Genomic DNA, 22,252 nt, shown 5'->3' with positions numbered 1-22,252 from the left:
GACGTTTTCCGCGTCACAACAGGCCAAGACCCTCCTTAGTCTATCCGATCGGCGGGGATCGCGCGGACTGTCTCGGCGTGCTTGGCCGAACGGCGATCCAGCAACAGGGCGATGGCCGTAGCCAGCGCCGCACCGGCAGCACCCAGGGTGACCGCAAGAATGCCGAAAACCGCTCCGCGAGAGTAGTTGTTCGCCAGGTGTTCCACGGGTGCGGGGCCGGTGAAGTTGAGCAGGCTGAGCACGCCGGCGAGAATAACGCCGAGCAGCCCACCGGTGATGGCGAAGGCTAACAGGGAGGGGGCGCGGCGGATGGTGACGAGCTGTTCTCCGTCGACGGACGCGGACGAGGGGGTCTGGTTAGGCTGAGTACTCATGATGTACCACCATACCGCGCACTGGACGGCGGAGGCAGGTGGCACAGACCCGCGTCAGAGGATCGGCATGTGTTCGGTGAGGTCCGAGCGCGATCCGGAGGCGGCGATGGAGGTCGCAGCGGCCGTCCACGTGAAGTAACCCAGGCCGACCAGTACCCAGGTCAGGCCGTCGGTTTCGACGACGTTCGGCGGGGTGCCTCGGGTGTGCCGCGGGCCGGCGATGCACTGGGTGACACCCAGGGGCGGCACGCGCACTTCCACCGAATTACCCGGGGCGAGGGTGGCCAGCTCCTCCAGCAGGAACCGCACCGCGGTGGCGCGGACGCCGCGGGGCAGGCCTTTAAAGGTGGCCTCGTGCTCCGCGTGGTAGGCGGTGAACGCCTCGGCGGAGTTGCTCTGGGCGGCGGGCACGGTGGGGAGGGCGCCGCTCACCTGGGCGATCGCAGCAGCCCCCTCGGTTTCCGAGATCTTGCGGCGGATGGCCATGTTAACCATCCGCCTGGTCGGCAGCGCCGGTCGCGGTTGCGCGGGCCGAAGTGATGGCCTCTTCAAGGTCGGTGCCGGGTTCGATCGAACCGACCGGTTCGCCGCCGCCGCGGATCGGCCGCAGGGTGGCGTCCAGGGCGGCCTGCGCGGTGGAGTCGTCGATGAATCCGCAGGCTTGGAGCAGGCGCACGGCGACCAGCGCGGTGGGACGGGTAGAGCCATCCAGGGTCTTGACGACCACCGAAGCCCCGTTGCGTAATCCGATGGCCAGCAGGCCCTCGGCACCGTTCTTGGCCACCGCGTCCAGGGTCTGCATGAGTGCGGTGGCGGGCCTGTCGTGGCCCTGCACGTATTCGGGGTAGTCGACCATGGCGGTGGCGACGGTGGCGACTCGCGCGTCGGCGCGGATGTTCTCGATCCCCGCGCCCAGGGTGGAGTAGGCGCGCGCTAAACCGAGCAGGGAGGTGGCCGGCATGGGGGCGCCGCAACCGTCGGTGCCGATCTGTCCGGCTTGCTCACCGGTCATCTCTTCGGTTGTTCTCACCACCAGTTGTTGCAGGGGGTGTTCGGGGGAGAGGTAGTTCTCCGTGGGCCACTGGCTCTTGACGCAGCCCCACAGGAAAGCGGCGTGCTTGCCGGAGCACTCCATCGCTAGTTTCTGCCGGTCGTGCCCGGCGCGTACCAGCGCGTGATAGCTGGGCTGATCGGCGGGCCAGGTCGCAGGCAGTTGTAGATCCTCCACGCTCAGCCCCGCCTCGACCAACACGGCCTGGGCCACCTTCATGTGCTCGAAGGAGCCCACGTGCGAGCCACAGGCCAGCGCGATCTGGGCGCCCTGGAGCTCGGCGCCGGCGTTCATCGAGGCGATCGTTTGGATCGGCTTGAGCAGGGAGCGGGGGAAGACGTGCACGCTGGGGTCGCCGATCGAGGCGGCCACGTGTCCCGCCGGGTCGAGGACGACGGCCGCACCCAGGTGCCGAGATTCGACGAATCCCTGCCGCACCACGGTGGCCAGCTCGCCCGATGTGGAGGCTGAAAGTGTCTGCATGCAAGTCAGTATCCCATAGCCACAGCGCGTGACGCGGAGCAAAAATTGAAATGAATTATCCCACAAGTGTGGAAAAGTCTTTGCAGTAACTGTAATGGTGCAGTTACTGTATAAACATGACTTTCTCCAAACCCCTCGCCTGCGATAAAAGGGTGGCCCGCAAAGCGGCCACCCACCGGGCTATCCTCGAGGCGGCAGAGCAGATCGCGATCGACGAAGGTCGCGCGGCGCTGACCACCAAGCGACTCGTCGAGGTCGCCGGGGTCTCCGAACGAACCGTGTTCAACCACTTCGCCAACCTCAACGCGGTACTCATCGCCGCGCTCGCCAGCCACCTGCAAGAGCTGATGAACAGTTCAGAATTTCCCACCGGTCTGCCGCTGGCGGAACTTCCTCAGGCCTGTGAGACCTACATCTGTGAAGGCCTCGACAAAGAAGACAGCCACGCCGCACTCAACCGTTTCATCACCTTGGCGGCCACCGGTTTCATCGAAGTCGCCGGGGAACAAGACGCCATCGGCAAAGAGGTACTGCAGACCCTCGGCCAACAGGGCTCCAGCCTCTACGAAAAGATCGCGGCGTGTTACCCGCAATTGGACCAATCCCAGCACTTTCAGCTCTACCTCTACGTCTGTAACTGCGTGATGGCCATCGGCTTCGGCATGGGGCAATACGTCACCGAGAACCCACAGACCCTCGAGAACCCGGCCCTGGCCTCAGGAGACGACCTGCGAGCCTGCATGATTACCGCCATCCGCCAGGTTGGCCAAGGCATGCCCCGGTTCTAAAACCACACCGCTTTAAACGAATTACCTACCAGAATCGAGAAGGGAAGATGTCTCAATTCCTCTATCGGGTCGGCTCCTTCGCCGCCCGCAAAGCCTGGGTCGTCATCACGATCTGGGTGCTCATCCTCGCCGGGCTTGCCGGCGCGTTCACCGCCTTCAAAGGCGAGTTGAGCGACACGATCACCATCCCCGGAACCCAGGCACAACAGCTGCAAGAGACCATCTCGCAGAAGTTCGACTCCAACCTCAGCGCCGCCACCGGCATGGTTGTTCTCGAAACCGCCGACGGCAAGCCCTTCACCGACCAGCAGAAGAAGGATGTCGCGTCCGTCGTGAAGCAGGTCGAGGGTATCGGCCAGGTGGAGCAGGTGCTCGACCCCTTCGCCACCGCCGATAAGATCTCCAGCGGCCGCGAAGAGCTGAAGAAGAACCAGGGAAAGATCGATGAGGGCTACAAGCAGCTCGAAGGCGGCCAGCAGAAGGTCGACGACGCCGCCAAGCAGATCGAACCCAACCAGAAGAAGCTAGACGAAACCCAGGCCGCCATCGACTCCGGTCAGATTCCCGAGGCCGGCCGCGCACGCGCCCAGGCTGAGGTGGACGCCGGACGCCAGCAGCTGGCCCCCGCCCTGCAGCAGCTGGAACAGGGCCGCAAAGACCTGGCCGAAAACCGCAAGAAGCTCGAAGACGGCCAGGCCGAAATCGACCGCAACACCAAGCTCTTGGACCTGAGCTCCGATGCGTCGATGATCTCTGCCGACGGTTCGGCCGCCGTGGTCACCGTGCGCTACAACTCGGATATCGGTTCCATCGAACAGGGCAACCTCGACTCCACCCGTGAAAAGTTCAACGCCCTCGACGGCAAGAACATGAAGGTGCTCACCGACAGGAACCTCGAAGGCATGGCCCCGCACATGGGCGTCACCGGCGAGACCATCGGCATTATCGTGGCGCTGATCGTGTTGTTCGTGATGATGGGAACCCTCATTGCCGCAGGCCTGCCGATCATCATGGCCATCGTTGGCCTGGGCGCGGCCATGCTGGGCACCTTCGCGCTGTCGAACGTGGTAGAGATGAACTCCACCACCCCGGCGCTGGGTTCCATGCTGGGCCTGGCCGTGGGCATCGACTACACGCTGTTCATCCTCAACCGCCACCGCAATAACCTGGCCACCGGTCTGGACATCAAGAAGTCCATCGCGCTGGCCACCGGCACCTCCGGCGGTGCCGTGGTATTCGCCGGTTCTACCGTTATCATCGCGTTGCTGGCGCTGAACGTGGTGGGCATCCCCTTCCTTGCGGTCATGGGTAACGTGGCGGCATTCGCGGTGCTGATGGCCGTGGCCGTCTCGGTAACCCTCTCGCCGGCCATCCTCTCCCTGGCCGGCCGCCGCGTGGTACCCAAGAAGCGCTGGGAGGCGATCCAGCGTCGTAACGCAGATCGCGCCGCTGCACACCGCCGCCAGCTGGCAGCCCAGGGTGGCCACGCGTCTCGCGCCGACGAAATCGAAGCCGAGATCGACCAGCAAATCACCGCCGACGCCCACCGCGCCGCACAGGAGCGCGAAGAAACCCCGCGCGGTTGGCTCAAGATGGTGCTGGCCAAGCCCGTGCTGACCATCCTGGCAGCCGTAGCCGTGCTCGGCCTCATCGCCTTCCCCATGACCCAGATGCGCCTGGGCCTGCCCACCGGAGCCAGCCAGCACGCAGACTCGGCGGCGTACCAGTCGTACATGGCGATCAAGGATAACTTCGGCGACGGCCAGAACGGCCCGGTGATCGTGGCCGCTAACCTGCCCGAGGGAACCACCGAAACTCAGGCTAAAGACCTGCAGGTCAGCGTGGGCCAGGAGCTGAAGAAGCAGGAGAACGTTGAGAAGGTCATCCCCGCGATGATCTCCAAAGACAACCAGATGCTGCTGTACCAGGTGATCCCCACCGAGGGCCCCTCGACGGTCTCCACCGAAAACCTGGTGCACAACGTGCGCTCGCTGAAAACCAACACCGCGCAGGGTGAAGTGACCTACGGCGTGACCGGCCAGACCGCGATGAACATCGACATCTCGGCCAACCTCGCTGAGGCGCTCCCGATCTACGTGGCCGTGGTGGTGGGTCTCTCGCTGATCGTGTTGATCCTGGTGTTCCGCTCGATCTGGGTTCCGCTGACCGCCACCATCGGCTTCCTCTTCTCCCTGGGTGCGGCGTTCGGTGCGACCATCGCGGTCTTCCAGTGGGGCTGGTTGGGATCGCTGTTCGGGGTGACCACTCCCGAACCGATCCTCTCCTTCCTGCCCGTGCTGGTGGTCGGCATCCTCTTCGGCTTGGCGATGGACTACCAGGTCTTCCTCGTCTCGGCGATGCGTGAGGCCTATGCCCACGGCCGCGACGGCAAGACCTCGGTGAAGGTCGGCTTCAACCATTCGGCCAAGGTCGTGGTTGCCGCAGCACTGATCATGATGGGTGTGTTCCTCGGCTTCGTCTTCTCGGGCGACCCGATGATCTCCTCGATCGGCTTCGCACTGGCCGCGGGCGTCTTCTTCGACGCCTTCCTGGTGCGCATGATGCTGATCCCGGCGCTCATGCACCTGCTCGGTGACCGCGCCTGGAAGCTGCCTCGCTGGTTGGACAAGCTGTTGCCCGACCTGGACATCGAGGGCACCCAGCTCGAACGAGAGGTCACCCACCAGTAAAGCGGGGGACAAGCGGTTGGTCTCACCGGGGGTACACGTACACTTTTACGACCCCGGTGAGACCAAATCGTGACCTTTCCGGTAGCCTTGAAGAATGAAGGTTTTGGTACTTGGCCCCGGCGGGCGCGAACACGCAATCATCCGAGCTCTTCTGGCTGATCCAGGCGTCACCGAGGTGCACAGCGCGCCCGGCAACGCGGGCATCGCTCAGGACGTTCCGACCCACTCGATCGACGCGAATAATCCGGTTGCCGCTACCACCCTGGCCCAAGACCTCGCGGTGGATCTCGTGGTCGTCGGCCCCGAGGCTCCTCTGGTGGCCGGCGTCGCCGACACCCTGCGCGCGGCGGGCTTTCCCGTCTTCGGCCCCGACAAGGCCGCAGCCGCCCTCGAAGGGTCTAAAGCTTTCGCCAAGGAGGTCATGGCCTCCGCAGACGTTCCCACCGCCATGGCTCGCGTGGCGACCAACGCCGCAGAAGCCGAGGAAGCGCTCGACGCGTTCGGCGCCCCCTACGTCGTTAAGGACGACGGGTTGGCCGCCGGTAAGGGCGTTGTAGTCACCGATGACCGCGAGGCCGCCCTGGCCCACGCGCAGAGCTGCTTCGACGCCGGCGGAACCGTGGTCATCGAGGAATACTTGGACGGGCCCGAGGTCTCCCTCTTCGTCATCTCCGACGGGAAGCACGTGGTCCCGCTTTCCCCGGCCCAAGACTTCAAGCGCATCTTTGACAACGACGAAGGCCCCAACACCGGCGGAATGGGTGCCTACACCCCGTTGCCCTGGTTGCCCGAGGGATTCGTCGACGGGGTTGTCACCCGCGTGGCCCAGCCGACCATCGACGAAATGGCCAAGCGCGGCACCCCGTTCGTGGGCGTGCTGTACTGCGGTCTGGCGGCCACCTCGCGCGGCATCCGCGTGATCGAATTTAACGCTCGTTTCGGCGACCCCGAAACTCAGGCCGTGCTGGCGCGTCTGCAGACCCCCTTTGGTGCGCTCCTGATGAGCGCCGCCCGCGGTGAACTCGACCCCGAGACCCGCCTGCAGTGGGATTCCCGCACCGCCGTAGATGTCGTCATGGCCGCCGCAAACTACCCCGATTCGCCCCGCAAGGGAGACGCGATCTCCGGCCTCGATCGGGCCAACGCCCTCGACTGCGTACACGTGGCGCATGCCGGCACCGCGGCCTCGGGTGAGCAGATCGTCACCGCCGGCGGACGCGTCCTGGCCGTCGTCGCCCTCGGCGAAGACCTCGCTGCCGCCCGCGACCTGGCCTACCGTGGTGTGGCCGAGATTTCGTGGGAGGGCGCGCAGTATCGCTCCGACATCGCGCAGGCTGCCGCCGAGGGGCGCATCAATATCCCGGGATCGACTTCCTAGAGCAGGAGAAAACGGTGACTATCGTGATAACGGTGGTCACCGTTTTTGGCGTTATTTATATACTTTTCACATTCATTGAAGAACGCAGGAGTTTCATTGAGCACACAATTCGAGCACCGCGACATTCCCGGCTGGACCCACGTCTACTCGGGCAAGGTTCGTGACCTCTACGTACCCACCGAAGACCGACTCGATGCAACCGGCGTGGCCATCCACGACGACGCCGAATTGCGTGCGGGATCGGTGATGGTCGTGGCCTCCGACCGCATTAGCGCCTTCGACCAGGTCATCCCGAACGAGATCCCCGACAAGGGCAAGATCCTTACCCAGATGTCGCTGTGGTGGTTCGAACAGCTCGACGGTGTGCCCAACCACGTGCTCTCCACCGACGTGCCAGACGAGGTGGCCGGCCGCGCCATGATCTGCCGCTCGCTAAACATGTTCCCCGTTGAATGCATCGCGCGCGGTTACCTGACCGGTTCGGGCCTGAAGGATTACCAGAAGACCGGCGGCATCAACCACCTGAAGCTCCCCGCCGGTTTGGTGGACGGTTCTAAGCTCGAAGAACCGCTGTTCACCCCCACCGGCAAAGCCGAGGTGGGCGAGCACGATGAACCCATCACCTACGAGGAACTCTACGAAGAAGTCGGCCAGCCCATCGGCGAACGACTGCAGGAGCTGACCCTCTACGTTTACTCCACCGCCGAGAAGATCGCCCGCGAGCGAGGCATCATCATCGCCGACACCAAGGTGGAGTTCGGCCTCGATTCTTACCGCGGTGAAATCACCCTGGGTGACGAGGTGCTTACACCCGATTCCTCCCGCTTCTGGGACGCCGAAAAGTACCAGCCCGGTCAGGCGCAGGCCAGCTTCGATAAGCAGTACATCCGCGACTGGCTCAAGTCGGAGCAGTCGGGGTGGGACGGCCACTCGGCCATTCCCGCCCTCCCCGAGGACGTCGTCGAGAAGACCCGCGCTCGTTACGTGGAGGCCTACGAACGGCTCACCGGCCAAACGTTCCAGGCGTAAGGTTTTCGCGCGGCAAGCCCGTGCATTCGAAAGCGTCCCCTCACACAGGGGGCGCTTTCTCTTATTAAACTCTCGATTCGCGGGCGCGGCGCGTCGAACTATCGAATGAGGTCATGGAACCAGGTGATGTGGGTGATGACCCGCTCTTGAGCGCGCTCCTGCTCGCCGGCCTTCACCGCCTCGAAGATGCCACGGTGTTGCTCCTGCAGGGTGCGGCGTACGCCTGCCCAATCGTCCAGACGGGGCACGGCCTCCTCCACATAGCTGACCGTCGCCAGGTGCAGGGAATCGATCACTGTCTCGAGGGCGAGGTTGCCCGAGAGCGAGGAAATCTCGTAGTGGAACTTGGCGTCGCAGAAGTGAAAGCGCGCGTCGGAGAGGGCGGGGTCGTCCATCTCCTGCAGATAAGCCTCGGCGCGTTCCAATGCCGCCGCCCGCTTCTCGGTATCGGTGCATCCGGCCGCCTCAAACGCCGCCTGACCTTCCAGGAGCACGCGAGTGCCCACGACGTCTGCCACGGGGAACGAGCGGGTGGCGATGTGCATCCGCAAGGCCCAGCTCAGCGCCTTCGACGGTTCAGAGGTGACGATCGCCCCGGCCTTCGGGCCCGAACCCACTCCCGAATTGAGCAGGCCAACGGCGTTGAGCACCTGCAAACCCTCGCGCACCGAGGCGCGTGAAATCCCGTACTTTTCGGCGAGTGTGCGCTCACCGGGTAAACGATCACCTACAGCCAGCTCACCGGAGCGTAACTTCTTCTCGATGGATTCGATGAGAACCGTGTACGTTCTATCTTTCATGGGCTCGCTAACAATAGGTCGATGACGTAGGCATACAGAAGGGGCGGCGTCGTCAACGACACCGCCCCTCCTATCTTACGGGGTTCTACAGGTTCTTCGGGTTAGAGGCCGGAGACCATGAAGTGCAGAATATTGGACTGCAGGAAGACCAACAGGCAGATTCCGAACAGCAACAACATGCTCCAGGGCAGGCAGGCCTTGAAGATATCGGACTCCTTGCCCTCCATATCCACGGAGGTGGCGGCGATCGCCAGGGACTGCGGGGAGATCATCTTGCCGACCACGCCACCGGTGGTGTTAGCAGCCAACAGCAACTCGGGGGTCACACCGTGTGCACCGTTGGAAGAGAGCTGCTCGGCCGCGGTGACCTGCAACTTCGAGAACAGGGCGTTGGCGGAGGTATCCGAACCGGTCACGGCGGTGCCGATCCAACCCAAAGCGGGGGCCAAGAAGGCGTATACCGGGCCGAGGCCTGCGATGAACTCGCCCATCGCCACGGTCTGACCGGAGTAGTTCATCACGTACGCCAGAGCCAGCACGCAGACGATGGTCAGGGCCGACCAGCGCATGCGGTAGGCGGTGGTACCGATCTCCTTGATCGCGCTGCCGTAGCTGAGCTTGTAGCGGCCGTTCTCGTTGAAGATCATGTAGATCAGAGCGACGATCAGGCCTGAGATCAACAGGAAGGTTCCGGGGTTGTTCAGCCACTGGAACTTGTAGTCGGAGTTGACCGGCTTGCCGGCGGCGGTGACCAGGCGCTCCTGCAACAGGGGCATATGCACCTTGAGGTTGGTGGAGTTCAACCACGCAACCAGCGAGGGAATCAGGTTCGCCAGACCGAAGACCACCACGACGATCGCGTAGGGGAGCAGTGCCATCCAGACGCGGCCAGCGGTCAGCTCGCTCTTAGCGTTGGGGTCCAGCGGTTCCAGGCCGTAGCGCTCGCGGACGCCGGCCACGCCGCGCGGCTTCCAGAAGCGCAGGAAGACAACGGCCACACCGAGCGAGACGATGCAGGCGATGACGTCGGTGAGCTGGTACGCGAAGTAGGTCGCGGTGGCCCACTGGGCAATGCCGAAGGACGCGCCGATGACGGCCGCGGGGACCCAAGCGTCTTTCAGGCCGCGGGCGCCGTCGAGGATGAAGAGGATGATGAAGGGCACGAAGAAGGCCAGGATCGGGGCCTGGTGACCGACGACGGCACCGATGTGCGCGGCGTCGCGGCCACCGATTTCACCGGCGGTGGTGATAGGGATAGCAACCGCGCCGAAGGCCACCGGCGCGGTGTTCGCGATCAGCACCGTCACGGCAGCCTTCAGCGGCTTCACACCCAGCGCCAGGATCATGGTCGCGGTGATAGCGACGGGAGCGCCGAAGCCCGCCAGTGCTTCCAGCAGGCCGCCGAAGCAGAAGGCGATGAGGATGGCCTGAATACGCAGGTCGCCGCCACCGATGGCGTCAAAGGTGCGGCGGAGATCCTCGAAGCGGCCCGAGAGCACGGTGACCTGGTAGAACCAGATCGCCATGAGGATCACGAAAACGATGGGGAATAGGCCGTAGAGGCCGCCGCGGACGGCCGACATCAGGGCCAGGTCAACCGGCATGGTGAAGCCGATGACGGCTACAAGAATGGATACTGCCAGCGCAACGATCGCCGAAACGTGGGCGCGGGCTTTGACACCGAGTAGCATGACGAAGAACGCGATCAGTGGCAATGTCGCCACGAGGGCCGAGAGTCCGAGGCTACCCCCTACCGCGTCGGTTTGCGCAAACCAGGTGTTCATGGTGCGACTCCTCAAAAAGAAAAACCCCGACGACTGCGCCGGAAGTTGAAGTGATGAAACAAATGTGTGTGGTCAGACCACCTAGATATGAGTCAGCTTACATGTGAAACGTGACCGGCCTCAAGTCAAAATGACCTTAAGGGTGGAACTTAAATTCCAACCGACCCGAAGTGCTGGGTCTGCTGGTAGGGTGAGTGTGCCCGGATTCTTGCGCGGTATGGTAGCTGACGAGGGCGTAAGGCTCAGGAATGGGCGGGGCTTCCGTCGCAGCGCAGTCCTGCGCACGCCACTGACGGCGGATTCCGCAACAAAAAATTGCCCTAATTTTAGGGCCTGAGGGCGGTCAAACTCGTGTTTAATGAACAAGAAAACCTACCGCTCACGCACACATATACCCCGCGCCACTAAGACGTGCACCGTTAGTTTGAAATTTCAACTAACCCGGGGTGTAAACGGTCAATCCCAAGGAGAAAGCTCATGCGAATAGCACTGTTTTCCACGTGCATCGTAGACGCCATGTATCCTCGCGTTGCCAAAGCAACCGTCGATATCTTGGAACGTCTAGGCCACGAAGTCGTCTATCCCCAGGGACAGACCTGTTGTTCTCAGATGCACGTCAATTCGGGATACTTCGATGACGCGTACACGATCGTGAAGAACCACGTGAACTCCTTCGACGCCTGGGACTTCGACGTTGCCGTCGCCCCCTCCGGCTCGTGCGTGGCGTCCTTAGGCCACCAGCAGCCGATGATCGCCCGCCGCAAAGGCGACGAAAAGCTGGCCGTGCGCGCCGAGACGCTGGCGGCCCGCACCTTCGAGCTCTCTCAACTGTTGATCGACGTGCTGGGTATTACCAACGCCGCCGAACAACTCGGTTCGTACTTCCCCGAACACGTCACCTACCACAACTCCTGCCACGGCATGCGCCTGCTGCACCTGGGAACCCGCCAGGCAGACCTGCTCAAGACCGTCGGCGGCATCGACTACACCGAAATCGAAGGCCTCGACCAGTGCTGCGGCTTCGGCGGCACCTTCTCGTTCAAGAACGCAGACACCTCCGGTGCAATGGTCGCCGATAAGGTAGCCAACATCGAGAAGACCGGCGCCTCCGTATGCACCGGTGGCGACGTCTCGTGCCTGATGAACATCGACGGCGCGCTCTCTCGTAAAGATTCGCCGGTGGCCACCGTTCACTTCGCCGAGATCCTGGCTTCGACCAAGGAGAACCCACTGAACGTAGACGGCCCCGTTACCCTCGCAACCTCAGGAGCTAAGTAGACATGACCGCAGTATCACTGGGAATGCCCAAGGTCCACGGCGTCGGCAATATCTTCGAAAAGGAACCTTTCCCGTCCTACGCCAAGCGAGAGCTGACCAACGAGCAGCTACGCGCCAACCTCGGCTTCGCCACCCACAAGATCCGCACCAAGCGCGCGAGCGTTATCAGCGAGCTGCCCGACTGGCAGGATCTACGTACCGCCGGGTCAATGATCAAGCAGCGCGTGATGGCCAATCTGCCTGAACTGCTTGAACAGTTCGAAGAGAAGTTCACCGCCGCCGGCGGCCAGGTGCACTGGGCCCGTAACGCCGACGAGGCAAACAAGATCGCGCTCGACCTCATCCGCGCCGAGGGCGTAGATGAGATCATCAAGATCAAGTCGATGGCCACCGCCGAGACCGGCCTGAACGAGTACCTCGAAGAAAACGGCGTCACCGCCATTGAGACCGACCTCGCCGAAGAAATCGTGCAGCTGGCAGACGACCGCCCCTCGCACATTCTGGTTCCCGCGATCCACTTCAACCGCACCCAGATCCGCGACCTGTTCCGTAAGAAGATCGAGGGCATCAACCCGCAGATCACCGACGACCCGGCCGAGCTGGCCGAGGCCTCCCGCGTGCGTCTGCGCAACAAGTTCCTCTCCACAAAGGTTGCCGTCTCCGGCTGCAACTTCGGCATCGCCGAGACTGGAACCATGACCATCGTCGAATCCGAAGGCAACGGGCGTATGTGCCTGACGTTGCCGGAAACCCTCATCACCTTCATGGGCATCGAGAAGCTACTGCCCACCGTCGAGGACTACGAGGTGTTCCTGCAGCTGTTGCCGCGTTCCTCCACCGGTGAGCGCATGAACCCCTACACCTCCACCTGGACGGGTGTGACCCCCGGCGATGGCCCGCAGAAGATGCACGTGATCCTCATCGATAACGGACGCACCGCCGTCCTCGACGACGAGGTTGGCCGCCAGGCCCTGCACTGTATTCGTTGCTCGGCCTGCATGAACGTCTGCCCCGTCTACGAACGCGCAGGCGGCCACGCCTACGGTTCGACCTACCCCGGCCCCATCGGCGCGATCCTCTCCCCGCAGCTGGGCGGCATCGAGAACGAGGCAAACTCGACCCTGCCGTTCGCATCGTCCCTGTGCGGCGCCTGCTACGATGCCTGCCCGGTCAAGATCAACATCCCCGAGGTGCTGGTGCACCTGCGCGGTAAGGCCGTGGACTTTGAAAAGGCCCAGGGTGAGTTCGCCGGCGGCAAGAAGCACCTGCACCCGCAGATGGACTCCATCATGTTCAGCGCCAAGCAGATGTTCCGCTCCGGTACGATGATGGCCCTGGCCGAGAAGGCCCTGCCCGCCTCGCACCTGGTCACCGGCAAGGAACACAAGATCACCTGGTTGCCCGGTCTGATCGGCGGATGGACGAAGTACCGCGACATCCCCGAGCCCCCGGCCGAGTCGTTCCGCAATTGGTGGAAGAAGGAGCGCGGCTCCGCGCCGAAGAAGAGCTCGAGCCCGCGCGTTGACATCGATGCGCTGATCGAGGTGAACCGTGCCAAGGTCGCCGAAGCACACCAGAATGCAGAGCAGGCACAGCAGGCCCGCGAATCCGCGAAGGAGAGCAAGTAATGAGCACCGCTAAAGAAGATATTCTGGCCCGTATTCGCTCTTCACTCTCGGACGCCCCGGCGCCGCCCGCCCCGGCTCGTGCCTACCGCCGCACCGGCACCCTGACCCACGAGCAGACGGTGGACATGCTCATCGACCGCCTCGAGGACTACAAGGCCCGCGTGTACCGCGACACGGAAGAAACCCTGCCGCAGCGCATCAATGAGCTACTGGGTAAGTCCTCCAGCTACGTTGTGCCCGCCGGTTTCAACGACGCCTGGTTGCCCGCCGACTCCTCCAAGCGCTCGCGCCTGGTCGACTCGGGCGATGCGACCCGCGCCGGCGCGCTCTCGCTCAAAGAACTGGACCGCGTGGACGCGGTGATCACCAACTCCACCGTCTCCTGCGCCGAGACCGGGACCGTGTTCCTGAACTCGAAGCCCGATGAAGGACGCCGCGCGATCTCGCTGATTCCCGACCACCACATCTGCGTGGTCAAGGAAGACACCATCGTGGAGCTCTTCCCCGAGGCCAACGCACGGGTGGACTACTCACGACCGGTCACCATGTTCTCCGGCCCGTCGGCCACCTCGGACATCGAGCTGATCCGCGTGGAGGGCGTGCACGGCCCGCGTGACCTGGACGTCATCATCGTCAAGTAAATTCTGAGCTCAAGGCTCGGGCAATGGGTTGTGGGGGAGTGCCCCCTCGCACTGAGGGTTCGGCCGTGGACGGCCTCGCCCTCGGCGCTTCGGACGGAGCCTCCACCACCCATGCCCGAGCCTTTGCTGTGCCTTGACATGAGGACGCAGGCGGTCAGCCGGGGAGGTGGGGCGAGAGGGCTAGCCGCGGCCGGCGTCCTGCCCGGAATCCTTCGGGGCGACCGTGGGCAAGACCCCGGTGTTCGTGTTCAGCTTGGCGGTCTTGGTACGCGCCGCCTTCTTCTCCTGGATCTTTTCCTTCTTTGGTTTTTCGGCCTCAGCGGGCACCGCCCTGTCGAAGATGCGGTCGATCGCCACCGCCTGCAACGGGAAGATCAGGATCGTCAGGGCGCCGGCGGCGACCAGCAACGAGGCGTTGTCTTCCGAGAGCAACTTCGACTTCACCGCGATCTCGGTGACCGCCACCAGAATGGGCAGGCCGGCCGCCGAATAGAGACCCAGCTGAATCTGCTCATTGGTATTGCGCAGCCCCGAATGGGTGGTGAAGAGCTTCTCGCACAGCACCACCGGCAGACCGCGAATCGTCAACAGCGCGAACACCACACCCAGCAACAACCACGGGTGGGTCGCCGCAACGGAAAGCTTGATGCCCATGCCCGAGGTGATGAAGAACAGCGGGATGAGAAAGCTGAACCCGAGCACGTCGAGACGCTTCGAGAACGGCTCGAAGGTGCCCTGCGGGGTGAGGGAGCGCAGGATGATGCCGGCCGCGAACGCGCCGAGCACAACGTCCAGATCGAAAACCGCCGCAATCATCATCAGCGTGGAGAGCAACACCATCGCCAAACGCAGCATGGTCTGGGTGGTGGCCGAAGCCCCCGAGGCCATGACGCGGCGCAACCCCGGCACGTGTTCGAACGCGCGGTGCGGGATGACGGCGGTGATCAGGGCGATTGCCATGAATCCGATGAGGAAGACCACCGACATGCCCGTCGAGTGGCTCGAGAGCAAGAGCGCCATCGCGCAGATCGGCATGACCTCGCCGATCGCTCCGTGAACCAAGATGGCGTCTCCCAGGCGGGTGCCGGTCTTGCCGTTGTTGCGCACCATGGGCAGGATCGTGCCCAGCGCGGTGGAACTCATGGCGATGGCCAAGACCGCGACCGTGGCGAAGTCTTTGGACCACCCGGTGATGATCCCACCGGCCACGATGCCCAGGCAGAAACAAACCAACCACGTACCGGCGGCGAACCCACCCTGCCGCGAACGTAGCGCGTTCGTATTGACCTCATACCCGGCAATGAGAAACAGGATGCCCAGGCCGAGCTCTTTGATGAGGGTGATGCCGTTCGAGGTATCGGCCAGGCCCCAGGCGTGGGGGCCGATCAGCGCACCCAAGAGAAGCAGAATCACCACGTCGGGTATCTTCTTCCGCAACAACGCTGAAAGCAGGGGAGAGAGCAGGGCGACCAGGGTGATCCAGAAAATGGAAATATAAGCCTGAGTGATGGTGGGGTCGGTGGTCGATGCGAGGAGCTGGTACTCGGTAGAGCTGAGCATCGGAATCCTTTCGCGGCGTGTGCACGTCGACCGGTATCTTCACCGTCTGCGCGCACCCGGGCGGGTAGGCTGGTGAAGCGACGGACGCATCACGGTTGAAGCGACGTCAACATACTCTATACCACCGGCAGGAGAGAAACAGATGCGGTATACGGCACCGGTTGAAGGGCGGCTGACCGGCGTGGATGTCGCCCGTGGGCTTGCGCTGATATCGATGTTCATCGCTCACGTGGCCCCCTCACCCGGCCCGGCGGGTGTATTAAATCTCAGTGAATTTCTTACCGCCGCCCTGTTCGCGCTCTTGATCGGCCTATCGGCCCAGCTTTCCGCCGAACGGATGGGATTCCCGGCGCTCTTCGCCAGCTCGGTGGTGCGCGCGATCGCGTTCATCGCGCTAGGACTCTGGATCAATACGTGGGGAGCACAGGTCGACATCATTCTGCCCTACCTCGGGGTACTTGCTATAGGGGTGGCGGTGCTGGCCTTCCTCCCGAGCTGGGCGCTGGGTCTCCTTGCGGTGGTCTGCTGGTGGTTCGCCCCGTCCGTCATCGGTGTGGTTACCCAGCAGCACGCGCAATTGCTGGCCTCGGGGTCGTATCTGCACTACCTCACCGGATGGCTGGCCGCGGGGGAGAACTACCGCGTGTTCACCATGCTCGTGTGGGCCTCGCTGGGCATCCTCGCGGCACGCCTGTTGATCGGACGCGCCACGGGGCTTCTCTTTCTTGCTGCGGTGATCTTCACGGCGGCCGCGGGAGCCACCTGGTGGCAGGCGCAACGGCTGATGGAGTTCTTTCCCTACACCGGCAACCGCTGGGAAGTCGGTTTCGACGCGTTGCTTGCGCTGGCCGCGCTCGCCTGGTCTTTGGCGGTGGCAGCAGTTCTTTCTTCCCGCTCTGAGGCACTGGAATTTCTGGCCGCTCCCGGGCGGATGACGCTCAGCCTCTACGTTGTGCAGGTCGGCATTTTGGCGCTCTATAGCAATCTCGCCCCGCGTTATGGGCTTCCCGCCGCGGACGACTCCTGGTGGATGTTGGCGCTGTTGATCGTGGTGTGCGTGGGGTGTGCACTGTTGTGGAAGCGCGTTTTCGCCGGAACCTTCGCGCGGCGTGGACCCCTGGAGACCGCTCTGGCGCTGGTGTCCGGGCGAGGTTAACTCGCTACAGCCAGGTTGCGACCGCGAAAGTGCCTTGGCGACCGGACGTTGCTGGTCGCTAGGGGATCTGGGCGCTCGTAACTGCCGCGCGGTGTCGCGGTGAGCGAACAGGGTAGTGCAAATCTTAACAATCGGTAGACTGAGATGATAAGCACGATAACTAAAAGGAAGCCCATGCCAGCCACCGATTTGCCCGCTCAGCATACCGATGACCGACACGACAAGAAGCCCGCGGGCTGGTTGAGGATATTAATCGCCTCCCTGCTGGTGGTGGCATGGCTGGGGGTCTCCGGCATCGGTGGCCCCTACTTCGGCAAGATCTCTGAGGTCTCGACCAATTCGGCCACCGACTTCCTCCCGGAGTCCGCGGATTCCACGAAGGTGTCCCAGCGCCAAACTGACTTCTACGACTCCGAGGCCGCCCCGGCCATCCTGATGTTCGCCTCCGAACAGAAACTGGGAGACCAAGACAAGGCCTACCTGAACTCGATCACCGACAAACTCAAGGCCGAGGGCGTGAGCTTCGATGCGGCATCCCCGGTGTTGTACTCGGAGGACGGCAAGGCCGCACAGATCGTCGTACCGCTGACCGACTCCGAAAAATCGCGTGACGACGTCAAAACTATTCGCGCCACTCTCGACGGCGCCCCCGGCAACCTCGACGCCTACGTCACCGGCCCCGCGGGCTTTGCCGCCGACCTCGTCACGGCCTTCGGCGGTATCGACGGCATTCTGCTGGTCGTGGCTCTGGCCGTGGTCTTCGTGATTCTGCTGATCGTCTATCGTTCCCCGATCCTGCCGATCATCGTGTTGCTCTCCTCGATGGTGGCCCTCTCGGGCGCGATCTTCGTGATCTGGCACATGGCCAACGCGGGCTGGGTGACCATCAATGGCCAGGTGCAGGGCATCCTGCTCATCCTGGTGGTCGGCGCCGCCACCGACTACGCCCTGTTGTACGTGGCCCGCTACCGCGAGGCTCTTACCCGCCACTCCAACCGCTTCGACGCCACCGCCGCGGCCTGGCGCGGGTCTATCGAACCGATCGCCGCCTCTGGAGGAACGGTCATCGCCGGTCTGCTCTGCCTGCTTTTCTCGCAGCTGGCCTCCAACAAGGCGCTGGGTCCGGTGGCCGCGACCGGCATCGTTCTCTCCATGCTGGCCTCGCTGACCTTCCTGCCCGCGGTACTCGCTCTGTTGGGCCGCGTGGCGTTCTGGCCGGCGCGTCCGAAGCTCGACGAGTCTCAGGACCACGAGCGGGACTCCAAGTTCTGGACGCGCATCGCCGATTTCGTGACCACCAAACCGCGCATCATCTGGATCTCCTGCGTGGCCCTGCTGGGCATCTTCGCTGCGCTGTCCCTGACCTTCAAAGCCGACGGCGTGCGCCAGTCGGACCTCGTGCTGGGCGGCTCGGAATCCGCCACCGGCCAACAGGTGCTGGCCGAGCACTTCCCGGGTGGTTCGGGCACGCCGGCTAATATCATCCTCCCTGCCAAAGACATGGACGCCGCCGTCACGGCCCTGCAGGGCGTTCCAGGAGTGGCCTCCCTGGCCGCGGTCTCCTCCGATTCGCCCTCGGGCACGCTACCGTTGGGTTCGGCCGCCGAGAAACTTCCCCCGATGTTCGCCCAGGCGAAACCCACCGAGGCGAACGGCGACGTCCTCGTGCAGGCGACGCTGGCCGACCCTGCCGACAGCCAGGAGGCGGAACAGACCGTTGAGCGCATGCGCGAAAAACTGGCGGATGTCTCGCCCGATGCGTTGGTCGGTGGTGAAACCGCCTCCGCCCTGGACACCATCACCTCCGCTCAGCACGACCGCGCCACCATCATCCCGATCGTGCTCGCGGTGATTACGGTGATTCTCATGCTGCTCTTGCGTTCGGTGGTGGCCCCGTTGATGCTCTTGGCGATCACCTTGCTCTCGTATCTCTCGGCATTGGGCGTGGCCGCGTTGCTGTTCAACCACGTATGGAATTTCCCCGGTGCTGACCCCACGGTTCCGCTGTACGGTTTCGTGTTCTTGGTGGCCCTGGGCATCGACTACACGATCTTCCTCATGACCCGCGTGCGCGAGGAGACCCTGCAGATCGGTACCCGCGCCGGCATGCGCAAGGGCTTGATCGTCACCGGCGGCGTGATCACCAGCGCCGGCATCGTGCTGGCGGCGACCTTCGCGGCCCTGGCCGTGATCCCGCTGATCTTCCTGGTTCAGTTGGCCTTCATCGTCGCCTTCGGTGTGTTACTGGACGCCACGTTGGTGCGTGCCTTCCTCGTGCCGGCCCTGGTCGAGGACGCCGGCGCGAAGGTCTGGTGGCCGTCGAAGCTGACGCGGCGGCCCTAGGGCTGACGTGCGGAATCGTCCTGAGGAATGATGACGCAGGGCACGACCGGGCGCTAGTGTGAAATGCACATCACATTCACACAAGAACGAAGGAACCCGGTCGTGCCCTCAACCTCGAACACCCCGGAACCCCGCAGGAACAAAGCGCTCGCCTCGCCGAACGAGAGCGTCACCCCACACGGCCCCGACAAGCCGAGTGCGGCGTCCGCCGAGAAAACCGTTCCCGACGGAAAAACCATAAAGAAACATGCCTCCTTGATCACCCGACGGGGGTGGATCACCCTCGGGCTGATCCTCCTGGCTCTGGCCGCCCTCCCGGTGATCTGGTTCAAGGGCCTCGGGGTGCTGGCGGTGGTAGAGACCCTGCTGCGATATTTTTTCTATCTGCTGGCATTGGTCGTTCTGCCTCTCTTGGTAGCGGTGGCATGTTGGGCCCGCGCCGAATTCTTGAAAGACGGCCTTCGCCCCTCCGAACGGCAGGCTCACCCCGTGGCCAAGAAGCTCACCAAGTGGGGCAGTATCGCCACCCTGGTCGCCCTGGTTGGCGGCGCCTATGCCTTCGCCGTGCACCCCTATGTAGTGGCCAAGTCATACACCGCAGACACCGCAACGGTGGACGAGCAAACGTCCTATGCTGACCGCGCCCCCTGGGTGGTCGCGAACAACTATGCCCAGCGCGACCAGGGCGACGTGATCGGCGACCGCGGTAGCGTTCACTATGTGCCCGCGCCGCAAGACGCTCAAGCGAAGGCAGGCGATGGCGCCGGTGAGGGAACCTCGCGCTACACGGTGCTCGTCAAAGAACGCGGCGTGCTGGGTACCGGTGGCTACGCGGCGGTGCAGACCTTGACGATGCCCACCACAGGTACTATTCCGGGTAACGCCTCCGATTTCTGCAAGATCCCCGAGGGGATGTCGAAACGATTGGAGACCGTCTGGCCTTGGCACGCCCTGTCGTGGTCTATCCATGCCAAGGCACCTTTTGCCCACTGGGACAACGACGATGCCTACGGTTACTGCGCAGACGGTAAACCTCAGGTCATCGTGCCCCTCTTCAAATATTCCGGGTTCTGGAACGTTACCAAGGCGCCCAACGGCGCGGCCATCTACGACGAATCCGGCGTGCGGGTGCTCTCCGCAGAGGAGCTGGCTCAGGCTCGAATCGAAGGGCCCACGTATCCGCGCACGATTGCCGCCGGGCAACGGTCATCGATCAATGCTGGTGGCACCCTCATTGAATGGTGGGGTTCCAAGTATGGCTATGATCTGACCGATGACGACGAAGAAGACGCCAATGGAGAGAACTCCTCGGAATTTACCCTCGTCAGCCCCGAGAACCACGAGCTGAGCTACGTGACCCCGTTGACCCCACGCGGTTCCTCCCAGTCGATCACCGCGATCTCCGCTGTGCCGGCGACGCAACAGGGGGCCGGACGCGCGAAGTTGGTCATCAACACTGTCACCGATCTGCCGGCGACCTCCACGTTGGTGACCGCCATCAAGGAATCCAGTGTGCACGGCGATAATGCCTGGACCACCCGCTGGTCGGCGGGCATGGGGGTCTACGAGATCCTACCCGCGCGAGACGGCCACTGGGCCGCGTCCATCGGACAGGGGCAGGCGGTTTCGTACCGTGCTGACATCGCACCCGATGGTAAGGTCACCGTGGTCAACGCCGAGACCGGTCAATCCTCCGACCGTGGGGACGCCTCGAAAGAGTCGGTGACTGTCGAATCAGGCAAACCGCTGAGCGAGATGTCGGAGAAAGAGCTTCTGGATCTCATTCAGCAGGCCACTGGAGAATTACAGAAGCGTCAAAGCGTGAATCAATAGGGCACGTGACATACACGATGCCGTGGCCAAGTTGGTAGCCTTCGCCCTTTTCCGCTATCATAGAACAGTTGCTTGCAGGAACACGGACAAGTCAACATCGGGATGTGGCGCAGCTTGGTAGCGCGCGTCGTTCGGGACGACGAGGCCGCAGGTTCAAATCCTGTCATCCCGACCAATAACCCCGGCACTTCTGGTGGCCGGGGTTTTGTCGTATCTGGGGGGGCCGCCGGCCGTGGAACAATGGTGGGGTGCATACCTCCACGATCCAACGCCTCGAAGAACTCGCCGAAACCCGCGCCGACGCTCTCGACCGGCTCATCCGCTCCGACGCGCTCGCCCACAGTGCTGACCGTGCCGCCGATCATGGCGCAACCGGCGACGTCCTGATTCTCGAAGACCACAACTTCGCGCAAACCTACTGGGCTCTGGCCGACGCACTGGGCGAAGAACCGGCCCCGCGCGTGCTGGTGCGGCAGCGCTCGTACGCGCAGGCCCGTGACCTGCACGCGTTGATCTCGAACGAGGCACCGGATGCGATACATCTGCTGAAGATCGCCGGCCTCACCGCAGAAGGCCAGCGAGACCACGCTACCCTCGCGGTCAGCGGGTTCCTGCGCACCCACGGTTTTGCCGGGGCGCTCGCGCTGGGGCGGCTCCCCAAGTCGCACGGGGCCCTCCACGACTGGGCCCACGACCTCACCCTGAGCGCGCCCGAGGCCACCCTGATTCTCGGCGGCAACACCAAACACATGAACCGCACCTTCAACGACACCCTCGAGCGTTCCTTCACCCAGGTGCGCGGGTTACGCGGCAAGGGCAAACACCGGTGCCTGCTGGCCAGCGGGGCACGGACCGCGGTAGAGGTCGGCACCGGTGAAGATCGGTGTGAGGCGGATACCCCGGGCCACTTGCGCGGCTTTGGCGGGGTGTTCTCCGGGGCCAAGGCAGACCGCGGCGGGCACTTGCTGGCCACGGCCGCGGTGGACTACCTCAGGCACGCCGACCACGGCCAGCGCGTGCTGGATCTCGGGTGCGGCAACGGCTCGGTCACCCGACAGGTACTCGATGAGGCCCCCGCCGGGGTAGTGCGCCGGGTGGTCGCCACCGACGTCGATGCCGACGCCGTCCGTAGCGCCGCCGCCAATCTGAGCGACCCGCGGGTCACCGTCACCTGGGACGCCGCCGCCGCCGACCTGCCCGATTCCTCGGTGGACCTCGTGCTGCTCAACCCGCCCTTCCACGAGGGCACCCGCATAGACCTCACCCTGGTGCGACCGCTCCTAGACGCCGCCCGCCGCGTGCTCGCACCCGGCGGCACCCTACTGCTCGTGCACAACTCGCATGCCCGCTACCGTACGCAGGTCCAGGAGCGTTTCGAGCACGTGGATCAGGTCACCCGCGACTCGACGTTCACAGTGCTCCGCGCCCGGTGAGTT

The 22,252-nt window shown here is 63.7% G+C and carries 17 protein-coding genes and 1 tRNA gene; 12 read left to right on the top strand and 6 right to left on the bottom strand.

All coding sequences use genetic code 11. The annotated features are described in order from the left end of the window. Positions 1–35: 35 nt before the first annotated feature. Genes VVR12_RS05350 through VVR12_RS05340 form a run of 3 tightly spaced genes read right to left on the bottom strand, consistent with a single transcriptional unit; the run spans position 36 to position 1,908 of the window. Positions 36–374 carry a hypothetical protein gene (locus tag VVR12_RS05350; protein ID WP_368550138.1) on the bottom strand — a complete coding sequence of 113 codons (339 nt, stop codon included), beginning with the start codon at positions 372–374 and terminating at the stop codon, positions 36–38. 54 nt (positions 375–428) lie between these two features. Further along, positions 429–860 carry a sterol carrier family protein gene (locus VVR12_RS05345; protein ID WP_368550137.1) on the bottom strand — a complete coding sequence of 144 codons (432 nt, stop codon included), beginning with the start codon at positions 858–860 and terminating at the stop codon, positions 429–431. Between the two features lies 1 nt (position 861). Beyond that, complete coding sequence (locus tag VVR12_RS05340; protein ID WP_368550136.1) at positions 862–1,908, bottom strand: asparaginase; 1,047 nt, start codon at positions 1,906–1,908, stop codon at positions 862–864. 116 nt (positions 1,909–2,024) lie between these two features. Between VVR12_RS05340 and VVR12_RS05335 the strand changes: the two genes are divergently transcribed. The 4 genes from VVR12_RS05335 (at position 2,025) to VVR12_RS05320 (ending at position 7,793) form a co-directional block, all read left to right on the top strand. After that, complete coding sequence (locus VVR12_RS05335; RefSeq protein WP_368550135.1) at positions 2,025–2,696, top strand: TetR/AcrR family transcriptional regulator; 672 nt, start codon at positions 2,025–2,027, stop codon at positions 2,694–2,696. Between the two features lie 47 nt (positions 2,697–2,743). Further along, the gene (locus VVR12_RS05330; protein ID WP_368550134.1) at positions 2,744–5,386 is read left to right on the top strand and encodes an MMPL family transporter; all 2,643 of its coding nucleotides are present in this window, start codon (positions 2,744–2,746) and stop codon (positions 5,384–5,386) included. Positions 5,387–5,480: 94 nt separating this feature from the next. Beyond that, complete coding sequence (gene purD / locus VVR12_RS05325) at positions 5,481–6,764, top strand: phosphoribosylamine--glycine ligase (protein ID WP_368550133.1); 1,284 nt, start codon at positions 5,481–5,483, stop codon at positions 6,762–6,764. 96 nt (positions 6,765–6,860) lie between these two features. Continuing rightward, positions 6,861–7,793, top strand: a complete 933-nt coding sequence (locus VVR12_RS05320) for a phosphoribosylaminoimidazolesuccinocarboxamide synthase (RefSeq protein ID WP_368550132.1) — start codon at positions 6,861–6,863, stop codon at positions 7,791–7,793. A 98-nt stretch (positions 7,794–7,891) separates the two neighbouring features. Here VVR12_RS05320 and VVR12_RS05315 read toward each other — a convergent pair whose 3' ends face one another. Both VVR12_RS05315 and VVR12_RS05310 read right to left on the bottom strand, forming a co-directional pair. After that, entirely contained in the window at positions 7,892–8,593 is a 702-nt protein-coding gene (locus VVR12_RS05315; protein ID WP_368550131.1) for a FadR/GntR family transcriptional regulator, read from the bottom strand. 101 nt (positions 8,594–8,694) lie between these two features. After that, positions 8,695–10,377 carry an L-lactate permease gene (locus VVR12_RS05310; RefSeq protein WP_368550130.1) on the bottom strand — a complete coding sequence of 561 codons (1,683 nt, stop codon included), beginning with the start codon at positions 10,375–10,377 and terminating at the stop codon, positions 8,695–8,697. Between the two features lie 477 nt (positions 10,378–10,854). On the opposite strand from VVR12_RS05310, the gene VVR12_RS05305 reads away from it, so the two are divergent. Genes VVR12_RS05305 through VVR12_RS05295 form a run of 3 tightly spaced genes read left to right on the top strand, consistent with a single transcriptional unit; the run spans position 10,855 to position 13,924 of the window. Continuing rightward, positions 10,855–11,655 carry a (Fe-S)-binding protein gene (locus VVR12_RS05305; protein ID WP_368550129.1) on the top strand — a complete coding sequence of 267 codons (801 nt, stop codon included), beginning with the start codon at positions 10,855–10,857 and terminating at the stop codon, positions 11,653–11,655. Between the two features lie 2 nt (positions 11,656–11,657). Then, positions 11,658–13,283, top strand: coding sequence for a LutB/LldF family L-lactate oxidation iron-sulfur protein (locus VVR12_RS05300; RefSeq protein ID WP_368550128.1), 1,626 nt, complete (start codon positions 11,658–11,660; stop codon positions 13,281–13,283). Further along, positions 13,283–13,924, top strand: coding sequence for a lactate utilization protein C (locus tag VVR12_RS05295; RefSeq protein ID WP_368550127.1), 642 nt, complete (start codon positions 13,283–13,285; stop codon positions 13,922–13,924). The genes VVR12_RS05300 and VVR12_RS05295 overlap by 1 nt, the downstream gene beginning before the upstream one ends. A gap of 180 nt (positions 13,925–14,104) precedes the next feature. On the opposite strand, the gene VVR12_RS05290 is transcribed toward VVR12_RS05295, so the two are convergent. Continuing rightward, positions 14,105–15,484: a cation:proton antiporter gene (locus VVR12_RS05290; RefSeq protein ID WP_368550126.1), complete on the bottom strand. Its 1,380-nt coding sequence runs from the start codon at positions 15,482–15,484 to the stop codon at positions 14,105–14,107. A 142-nt stretch (positions 15,485–15,626) separates the two neighbouring features. Between VVR12_RS05290 and VVR12_RS05285 the strand changes: the two genes are divergently transcribed. From VVR12_RS05285 to VVR12_RS05265, 5 genes are all read left to right on the top strand, one after another. Continuing rightward, positions 15,627–16,640, top strand: coding sequence for a hypothetical protein (locus tag VVR12_RS05285; RefSeq protein ID WP_368550125.1), 1,014 nt, complete (start codon positions 15,627–15,629; stop codon positions 16,638–16,640). A 174-nt stretch (positions 16,641–16,814) separates the two neighbouring features. Beyond that, positions 16,815–18,983, top strand: coding sequence for an MMPL family transporter (locus VVR12_RS05280; RefSeq protein WP_368550124.1), 2,169 nt, complete (start codon positions 16,815–16,817; stop codon positions 18,981–18,983). Between the two features lie 102 nt (positions 18,984–19,085). Further along, positions 19,086–20,816 (top strand): hypothetical protein, encoded by a 1,731-nt coding sequence (locus VVR12_RS05275; RefSeq protein WP_368550123.1) that lies wholly within the window; start codon positions 19,086–19,088, stop codon positions 20,814–20,816. 98 nt (positions 20,817–20,914) lie between these two features. Then, a tRNA-Pro gene (locus tag VVR12_RS05270) sits at positions 20,915–20,991 on the top strand. Positions 20,992–21,064: 73 nt separating this feature from the next. Continuing rightward, a complete protein-coding gene (locus tag VVR12_RS05265; RefSeq protein WP_368550122.1) occupies positions 21,065–22,249 on the top strand; it encodes a class I SAM-dependent methyltransferase in 1,185 nt (394 codons plus the stop codon). Positions 22,250–22,252 lie beyond the last annotated feature (3 nt).

The organism is Rothia sp. LK2588, from assembly GCF_040946465.1.
Classification (GTDB): Bacteria; Actinomycetota; Actinomycetes; order Actinomycetales; family Micrococcaceae; genus Rothia.
This window is presented reverse-complemented; position numbering and strand designations above follow the sequence as displayed.

Excerpts from the sequence above, each read along its gene's own strand:
- VVR12_RS05285 (WP_368550125.1), top strand. The coding sequence starts at position 15,627 with ATGCGGTATACGGCACCGGTTGAAGGGCGGCTGACCGGCGTGGATGTC.
- VVR12_RS05305 (WP_368550129.1), top strand. The coding sequence starts at position 10,855 with ATGCGAATAGCACTGTTTTCCACGTGCATCGTAGACGCCATGTATCCT.
- VVR12_RS05330 (WP_368550134.1), top strand. The coding sequence starts at position 2,744 with ATGTCTCAATTCCTCTATCGGGTCGGCTCCTTCGCCGCCCGCAAAGCC.
- purD (WP_368550133.1), top strand. The coding sequence starts at position 5,481 with ATGAAGGTTTTGGTACTTGGCCCCGGCGGGCGCGAACACGCAATCATC.
- VVR12_RS05335 (WP_368550135.1), top strand. The coding sequence starts at position 2,025 with ATGACTTTCTCCAAACCCCTCGCCTGCGATAAAAGGGTGGCCCGCAAA.
- VVR12_RS05340 (WP_368550136.1), bottom strand. The coding sequence starts at position 1,908 with ATGCAGACACTTTCAGCCTCCACATCGGGCGAGCTGGCCACCGTGGTG.
- VVR12_RS05300 (WP_368550128.1), top strand. The coding sequence starts at position 11,658 with ATGACCGCAGTATCACTGGGAATGCCCAAGGTCCACGGCGTCGGCAAT.
- VVR12_RS05290 (WP_368550126.1), bottom strand. The coding sequence starts at position 15,484 with ATGCTCAGCTCTACCGAGTACCAGCTCCTCGCATCGACCACCGACCCC.
- VVR12_RS05310 (WP_368550130.1), bottom strand. The coding sequence starts at position 10,377 with ATGAACACCTGGTTTGCGCAAACCGACGCGGTAGGGGGTAGCCTCGGA.
- VVR12_RS05295 (WP_368550127.1), top strand. The coding sequence starts at position 13,283 with ATGAGCACCGCTAAAGAAGATATTCTGGCCCGTATTCGCTCTTCACTC.
- VVR12_RS05280 (WP_368550124.1), top strand. The coding sequence starts at position 16,815 with ATGCCAGCCACCGATTTGCCCGCTCAGCATACCGATGACCGACACGAC.
- VVR12_RS05350 (WP_368550138.1), bottom strand. The coding sequence starts at position 374 with ATGAGTACTCAGCCTAACCAGACCCCCTCGTCCGCGTCCGTCGACGGA.
- VVR12_RS05345 (WP_368550137.1), bottom strand. The coding sequence starts at position 860 with ATGGCCATCCGCCGCAAGATCTCGGAAACCGAGGGGGCTGCTGCGATC.
- VVR12_RS05315 (WP_368550131.1), bottom strand. The coding sequence starts at position 8,593 with ATGAAAGATAGAACGTACACGGTTCTCATCGAATCCATCGAGAAGAAG.